This window comes from Arhodomonas sp. KWT (assembly GCF_010993615.1).
In genome coordinates, this window is sequence record NZ_WNXE01000936.1 from 1 (window position 1) to 652 (window position 652).

Annotated in this window: 1 protein-coding gene; it reads left to right on the forward strand. The window is 71.0% G+C overall.

Translation table 11 applies throughout. From position 1 onward, the window contains the following. Positions 1-18 precede the first annotated feature (18 nt). On the forward strand, positions 19-652 hold a 634-nt coding region (locus G7A99_RS23400; RefSeq protein WP_240466402.1), incomplete at its 3' end, for a LysR substrate-binding domain-containing protein.

A 652-nucleotide genomic window follows, 5' to 3' on the forward strand; every position in this document is an offset into this window, starting at 1 on the left:
GCGGCAGCACGCCTGGAGATGAGCCAGCCCGCGACCAGCAACGCACTCAACCGCCTGCGCGAGCTCTTCCATGACCCGCTGTTCGTACGCCAGGCCCGGGGCATGACCCCTACGCCGCGCGCGCGTCAGCTCGCCGGCCCCATCCGCGAGGCGCTCACGCTGGTCCGCCATACGCTCTCCGAGCAGTGGCTGTTCGACTACGCCCACTCCCAGCACCGTTTCCGCCTGGCCATGAGCGACTACGGCGACTCGGTGATCCTCCCCCGGCTGCTGGATCACCTCGCGCGCGCCGCCCCCGGGGTCGAGCTGGACGTGGTCGCCAGCGAGCACCCGGCCGTGGCGCAGGACCTGCGCGGCGGCGAGATCGACCTCGCCATCGGCAACCGCGAGGACCTGGAACGGGAGTTCCGCAACGAGGGGCTGCTGCTGGAACAGTTCGTGTGCGTGGTCCGCTCCGATCATTCGGAGATCCGCGACCGCCTGACGATGCCGCTGTTCGCTTCGCTTCGCCACCTGGACGTGAGCCACACGCGCTACCTTTCGCGCCGCATCGATGACGCCCTCGCCGCCGACGGCCTCTCCCGCACGGTCGCCGCGGTGGTCCCGAGCTTCCTGTCCGTGGCCCCCATCGTGGCCGCCACCGACCTCGTCG